This window comes from Clostridium sp. UBA7503 (assembly GCF_002477055.1).
In the GTDB taxonomy this organism is placed as follows: Bacteria; Bacillota; Clostridia; order Clostridiales; family Clostridiaceae; genus Clostridium_J; species Clostridium_J sulfidigenes.
In genome coordinates this window covers 20901-27816 of the sequence record NZ_DLNT01000005.1, presented here as the reverse complement: position 1 = coordinate 27816, position 6916 = coordinate 20901, and the positions used below count along the sequence as shown (strand labels likewise).

At 26.8% G+C, this 6916-nt stretch carries 9 protein-coding genes; 6 read left to right on the top strand and 3 right to left on the bottom strand.

Annotation, left to right across the window (positions count from 1 at the left end; translation table 11 throughout):
• Window positions 1-36: 36 nt before the first annotated feature.
• The gene (locus B3630_RS00570) at window positions 37-300 is read right to left on the bottom strand and encodes an ATP cone domain-containing protein (RefSeq protein WP_346867374.1); all 264 of its coding nucleotides are present in this window, start codon (window positions 298-300) and stop codon (window positions 37-39) included.
• A 248-nt stretch (window positions 301-548) separates the two neighbouring features.
• On the opposite strand from B3630_RS00570, the gene B3630_RS00565 reads away from it, so the two are divergent.
• Window positions 549-1472 carry a DMT family transporter gene (locus B3630_RS00565; RefSeq protein WP_346894563.1) on the top strand — a complete coding sequence of 308 codons (924 nt, stop codon included), beginning with the start codon at window positions 549-551 and terminating at the stop codon, window positions 1470-1472.
• 78 nt (window positions 1473-1550) lie between these two features.
• Here B3630_RS00565 and B3630_RS17440 read toward each other — a convergent pair whose 3' ends face one another.
• Complete coding sequence (locus tag B3630_RS17440) at window positions 1551-2102, bottom strand: metal-dependent hydrolase (RefSeq protein WP_414632983.1); 552 nt, start codon at window positions 2100-2102, stop codon at window positions 1551-1553.
• Window positions 2103-2419: 317 nt separating this feature from the next.
• On the opposite strand from B3630_RS17440, the gene B3630_RS00560 reads away from it, so the two are divergent.
• The 5 genes from B3630_RS00560 to B3630_RS00540 all read left to right on the top strand — a co-directional run bounded on the left by B3630_RS00560 (window position 2420) and on the right by B3630_RS00540 (window position 6705).
• Window positions 2420-4423, top strand: coding sequence for a S9 family peptidase (locus B3630_RS00560; RefSeq protein ID WP_346894561.1), 2004 nt, complete (start codon window positions 2420-2422; stop codon window positions 4421-4423).
• 44 nt (window positions 4424-4467) lie between these two features.
• A complete protein-coding gene (locus tag B3630_RS00555) occupies window positions 4468-4809 on the top strand; it encodes a hypothetical protein (RefSeq protein WP_346871084.1) in 342 nt (113 codons plus the stop codon).
• A 92-nt stretch (window positions 4810-4901) separates the two neighbouring features.
• The gene (gene def / locus B3630_RS00550; RefSeq protein WP_346894559.1) at window positions 4902-5381 is read left to right on the top strand and encodes a peptide deformylase; all 480 of its coding nucleotides are present in this window, start codon (window positions 4902-4904) and stop codon (window positions 5379-5381) included.
• A 358-nt stretch (window positions 5382-5739) separates the two neighbouring features.
• Window positions 5740-6132 carry a hypothetical protein gene (locus B3630_RS00545; protein ID WP_346894557.1) on the top strand — a complete coding sequence of 131 codons (393 nt, stop codon included), beginning with the start codon at window positions 5740-5742 and terminating at the stop codon, window positions 6130-6132.
• Window positions 6133-6138: 6 nt separating this feature from the next.
• Window positions 6139-6705: a flavodoxin family protein gene (locus B3630_RS00540; RefSeq protein WP_346894555.1), complete on the top strand. Its 567-nt coding sequence runs from the start codon at window positions 6139-6141 to the stop codon at window positions 6703-6705.
• Here the strand turns inward: B3630_RS00540 and B3630_RS17435 are convergent.
• On the bottom strand, window positions 6702-6896 hold the full coding sequence (locus tag B3630_RS17435; protein WP_346871088.1) for an aspartyl-phosphate phosphatase Spo0E family protein: 195 nt from the start codon (window positions 6894-6896) through the stop codon (window positions 6702-6704). The two genes, B3630_RS00540 and B3630_RS17435, sit on opposite strands and share 4 nt — an antisense overlap.
• Window positions 6897-6916 lie beyond the last annotated feature (20 nt).

The window sequence follows — 6916 nt, the reverse complement described above, 5'->3', positions numbered from 1 at the left end:
ATTTTGCGACGCCCCCTTTTTACAACTGATTTAGAATTATAGTATGTTTAGCATATATGACTCAGCTATATTTTTATATCCATATTTAATTAATGCTTCTACTACAATACTTCTTACTTCATAACCAGTAGTTATTTCTCTAGATAAAGATATTAAGATTGACTCTACATCTGAAACAATTAGTTCTAATTCTTTAGAGTTAAGTTGAATATCTACATCAGAGCCAGCATTTTCAACACTAGTTTTAATTTTTGATGGCTCAAAGGAAACAACCTTTCCATTCTTCTTTATAAATTTCATTTAAACGCCTCCTTACTATAGTTATTATTCACACATAAGTTTATTTATAGTAATTATACACTTAAATATATAATAATAACATATATATAAGCAATAAAATTGTAGTACTAATAAAATTTTATTTAAAAGAGGAATAATGAAAAAATTGTAGAATTCAAATAAGTATATGTTAAAAAACATATAGACTATTCATTATGAGAAAATAATTTTTTCGTAATGAAAAATGTTTAAATTGAAAGGGGATTATTATGACTAAGACTCAACTAAAAGCAAATATTTTACTTCTACTTACAGCTGCAATATGGGGGTTAGCGTTTGTAGCTCAAAAGGTAGGAGCAGAACATGTAGGTGCTTTTACATATAATGGTATTAGGTTTGCCCTTGGAAGTATTTCATTAATACCGTTAATTTTATTTTTAAATAAGAAAAAAGGAGAAAATGAGGAAACCAAAAATAATGATAGAGATTCTTTAAAGCTTACAGTTAAAGCTGGAATAATTGCAGGTTGTGCCTTGTTTATAGCAACAAGTCTTCAGCAAATGGGAGTTATGGGTACAACTGCCGGAAAGGCTGGTTTTATTACTGGACTCTATATGGTTATAGTTCCTATATTAGGATTATTTTTAAAGCAAAAGGTTAATAAAAGTACTTGGATAGGAATAGTTATAGCAATTATTGGATTATATCTATTAAGCATTAATGAAGATTTTTCTATATCAAATGGTGATTTATTAGTACTAATAGGATCTGTAGGATGGGCTGTACATATTTTATTAATTGACAACTTTACTAAAAAAATAGATCCATTAAAGTTATCAAGTGTACAATTTGCTACATGTTCAATTTTAAGTTTAGTAATGGCTATTATATTTGAAGATATTAACATGGTAGGGATTTCTGGAGCTATGGTATCAATATTGTATGGTGGGCTTTTATCTGTAGGAGTTGCCTATACTCTTCAAGTAGTAGCACAAAAAAATGCAAAACCGTCACATGCAGCTATACTTCTTAGCATGGAATCTGTATTTGGTGCATTAGGAGGTGCTATGTTCTTAGAAGAGAGAATTGGTGCTAGAGGCTTAGTTGGATGTATACTTATATTTATAGCTATAATAATTTCTCAATTAAAGCCTTCAGAAAAAGATTCAAAAGATATGGCAGAAAATATTTAATATTATATTAAAGCTTGTACTATAGCTACTGAAATTATGAATGTAGTAGGTTATAATACAAGCTTTAATCATAGTAGGTTATAGTAGAAAATAAATATAGATTTTATAAATATAATATGATAATGGTAGTAAATATAAAATCTTTAATATTTTGTTAAAGATTTTTTCGCCTATTGAATTAGTTTTAAGATTAAGGAAATTAATATTAATTTTTAGTGGAAATAATAATTCTACCCCTTGGTGAGTAAATAAATCTAGAAATATATGTGATGCATACCCAAACCAAAAGCCATAGCATAATATTTCTATTACCACATTCCAGTTGCTTATGTAAATAAAAAAAATATAAATTATATATAATACTATTAAGCACAATAAACTATGAGTAAAACCTCTGTGTTTAAATTTTTTACCTAAGGATTTTGAAATTAATGGATATCTTTTACTTATATAAGAACTTTTAAGATCTATATCAGGAAAGAGTGCTCCAATATTTACTGCACGAAAATATAAAATTATCAATAATAACTGATAAATTAATAAGTAATTGTTTAAGTTCTTTAGGATCATTGGGTAAATAGTCATAACTCCAATTAAAAATCCACCAGATTCATGTGTTTGTTTTGTCATTTTTTCACCTGTCATCTTTTGTTTTACTNNTTAAAGCTATAATATCTGTTTAGTAGTTAAATACATTATATATTAATTATAGGTTTACGTACATATGTTTTTGTGATATGTATGATAAAATTTTGATAATGGAACTCTATATAAATCAAGTAAGTGAAATCTAAAAAAGATATTTACTTTATTGTTATGCAAGGAGTAAAGCTGTACAATGATTAATTGATTTAGTTTAAGAAAAGAATAGTGGAGTATATTATAATAATTACAATGAAGTTAAAATATGGTATAATTATTTCAATATGTAATTTGGGGGGGACGTCATGAAAAACATTCAACTAGAAGATTTCACAAAATATAATTTTTTATCATCTCTAAACTTTTCACCAAAGGGAGATACTGCTTGTTTTGTAGTGTCTAATTGTAACTTAGAGGATAACACATATGATTCTAATTTGTGGCTTTATGATTTAACTTTAAATAAGTATCATCAATTGACTGCTTTTAATAAAGAAAGAAGTTATATATGGCTCCAAGATAATGAGACTATACTATTTCAAGGAGTAAGAGATAGTAAGGATAAAAAGAAACTTGAAGATGGTGATGAGTTTACTCAATTCTACAAGTTAAATATCCGTGGAGGAGAAGCTGTTAAGGCTTTTAAAATCCCTATGTTAGTTGAAACTATAATTGAGGTGGATGAAGATATATTCCTATTCACGGCGATTCATAAAGTAGGAGAAAAAAGTTTAATTGGACTTTCTGACGCTGAAAAAGCTGAGGAATTAAAGTGTAGAAAAGAAGAGAAGGACTATGAAGTTTTAGATGAGATTCCATTTTGGAGCAATGGTGGTGGATTCACTAATAAAAAGAGAAGTGGATTATATAAATACGTAGTAAGTACAGGGGAAATAAACTTAATAACTGATGAGTATACTTCGGTTATGTCATTAGAATTAAGTGAAGATAAAAGTAAGGTAGTATTTGCTTCAAGCTCCTATAAAGATAAGGCAGCAATTAATGATGAGCTATATATTTATAATATTAAATTAGATAAGCTTTCTTTAATTGACGGAGAAGAAAAATTTTCTTATAGCTATGTAAATTTCATGAATGAAGATAGATTAATAGTACTTGGAAGCGATATGAAAGAATATGGAATTAATGAAGATGGTAAATTCTACTTAATAGATATAACTACTAAGATTAAAACCTTATTAACTCCAGATTTTGATAAAAGTACATGGAATTCTGTAGGTTCAGATTGTAGATATGGAGAAGGAAAATCTATTGTAAGGGATAGTAAATACTTATATTTTATAACTACAGAAATAGATAGTTCTTATATAAACAGAATCAATATAGATGGCAATATAGAAAAAATAAGTTTCAATAAAGGGTCTGTAGATTGTTTTGATATTAAGAATGGTAATATATTATTTATAGGCCTTAGAAATCAAAAATTACAAGAAATATATTCTTTAAAAGATGATGTAGAGTGTGAAATTTCAAAATTTAATCAGTGGATTCATGATGAATTAAAAATCTCGAAACCAGAAAGAGTTGAGGTTGAAACAGAACCAGGTGTTGTAATAGAAGGATGGGTATTAAAACCTGTAGACTTTGAAGAAAATAAAAAATATCCTGCTATTTTAGATATTCATGGTGGACCTAAAACTGTGTATGGTGAAGTTTTTTATCATGAGATGCAACTTTGGGCTAATATGGGGTACTTTGTATTCTTTTGTAACCCAAGGGGTAGTGATGGTCATGGGAGAGCTTATGCAGACATTAGAGGAAAATATGGAACTATTGATTACCATGATATAATGACTTTTACAGATATAGTTTTAGATAAGTATAAAAATATTGATGTAAACAATGTAGGGGTAACTGGTGGATCTTATGGAGGATTTATGACTAACTGGATAATTGGTCATACTGATAGATTTAAAGCTGCAGCATCTCAAAGAAGTATATCTAACTGGATTTCTAAGTTTTGCACTACAGATATAGGGTTTTATTTTGTAGATGATCAAAATGGTGTGACTCCATGGAGTAATGTGGATAAATTATGGTATCATTCACCGCTTAAATATGCAGATAAAGTTAAGACACCAACTTTATTTATACATTCAGAAGAAGACTATAGATGTTGGTTAGCTGAAGGTATACAGATGTTCACAGCTTTAAAATATCATGGAGTTGAAGCTAGACTTTGCATGTTTAGAGGAGAAAACCATGAGCTTAGTAGAAGTGGAAAACCGAAGCATAGAATAAGAAGAATTACAGAAATAACAAATTGGTTTGAAGAACATTTAAAATAATTGAATGAATTATAAATGAAAAAATTCAGAATAGGAGGAGTAATATGGCTATGACTTTTAAACTTATTTCCTTGATTTTAATAATAATCTATGGTGGATTATCTATGTTTGCTTGTGCTATGGCCATCAAAGAAAGCAGAGAAAGTATTTTCCCTAATTTATTGATGATTACAGGAAGCATAGCTATTTTACTTGCTTCTATTACACAGTTTAAGAGTGGAAGTAATATGTTATATATACTTTTGTTAGGATTGATATCAATACATGTAGCTGCAATAATTCATGGATATAAATTATTTAATAAGCTGAATTTAAAACATCATATACTAAGGGGATGTATTTCTTTGATAATTTTATTATGCTATTATGTAGGTTATTTTTCTTAGTATTTTAGTAAAACACTAAAAACATAGGATGAAAAATATATAAAAATATGTTTTAATATACTTATGAAAGAATATGAAAGGGGTAACTTAAGATGGCAGTAAAGAAGATAGTTCAATATGGAGATGAACATTTAAAAAGGGTTAGTGATACTGTAGTTGAGATAAATGAAGAAATAAGAGAATTAATTCAAGATTTAAAGGATACATTATCAACGGTTGAAGGTATTGGACTTGCAGCTCCACAAATTGCTGTAAACAAAAGAGTTATATTAATTGACTTAACGCCTGATAATTCTTCGCCGTTAATACTAATTAACCCTAAAGCTATTAAAGTATCTAAAGAAACAGCTAGAGATTATGAGGGGTGTCTTAGTTATGTTGGATATGAAGGATTGGTTGAAAGACCTACAAAGATGTTAGTTGAAGCTTTAAATGAAAATGGTAAACTTATAAAATATGAAGTAGAAGACTTTATTGCAAGAGTTTTTTGTCATGAAATGGATCATTTAGAAGGAATTCTTTATATGGAAAAAGCTGATGAAATGTATGAGTTAGTGGAAGGTAAAGAATAAAAGTTATTTATTAGAGATATCAAAATAGATGGAACTGTTAAAAGATTATTTATAAATATAACCTTTTAACAGTTCTTATTTATTTTGTAAATTTAAAGTTATTATAAATAACTTTAAATAGGCTATTTTAAAACTTTCATATGGATTTATACTAAAATTTAGATTATTATATAATAAAGGTAAAATTTAAGCGTTATTATACAATAAATGAAAGTATATAGTATACAGAAATACATAAACAAATATAAATTAATAAATTTAGTTAATTAAAGAAATCTTGCATATAGATACTTATAAATGCAGAAATTAAATAAATGTAGTAAAAATATAATAAATAAAAATAAAGGAGTACTATATTATGAATAAACAACAAATTATAAAGATTTTAGAAGATAATGCTTTAGAAAATATTACAGAAGTAAAAAAGCATGATCATTGCTTCATAATTAAATTTTCTTACGAATTTGACGAGTTAGAAATTGAAGGAGCTAGAGAATTTGCAAATGAAGATTGTGATGAAAAAAGAGAAGGAGAACAATGGTATGAAGAGTACTTTCTACCTTATTTAAATGATACTGCAATAGATAATATTAATGACATAGTAGATGAAATTTCAGAGGAATATGATCTAGATTATGAAATGTTGTCTTATGAGCTTTCTGAAGATGATTATGATTCAATGAATTTTTTAGTTGCATTTTATAGAGAAGTTTTACCTGTAGATATTGATGAATTAATTATGGAGTTATAATTAATTATGAAAAAAATAATTATAATAAATGGTTCTCCCAATAAAGAAGGTCACACAAATAAAATAGTAGATTCGATTTTGGAAGATATTAATATCAACGTGGAAATAAAGTATATTAATTGCTATGATATGAATATTAACCCATGTATTGATTGCAAATATTGTAGTAAAGTTTTAGGGGAGTGCTCAATTAAAGATTCTATGACGGATATTTATAAATATATACAAGAATGTGATATAATCATTTTAGCATCTCCTATGTATTTTGGTATGTTTCCATCACCATTAAAATCATTGATAGATAGGTGTCAAGTAATCTGGAGTAAAAAGTTTATTTTTAAACAAAATATAAAACAGCGAAAACAGGGTATATTTATATTTAATGGGGGCAGTTCCTGGAATAATATGTTTAACCCTATGGAAACTATAGGTAAATATTTTTTCAATACCCTTAACTGTGATATTTCATTTAAACTGTATATAGATAATACAGACAAAAATTATGATTATATTAATAAACATTATGATGATATTTTAAAATGTAAAAATATTATAAATGTGGAAGTGCATTAGGCTAATTTTTTATGTGTTTTATCATTATTAGAATTATGACTCATCTTTTGATATTCTACAATATATTCATCTAAATGTTGAGAGCATATTACAACAATATTATCTGTAGGTCTCTTAAATCTAAGCAGTACATGTAGTAGCAGTTTGAAAGATTTAATTTTTTGATTTAGGAATTTAAATTTTAATAACATACCATCACATCCTTAAACTT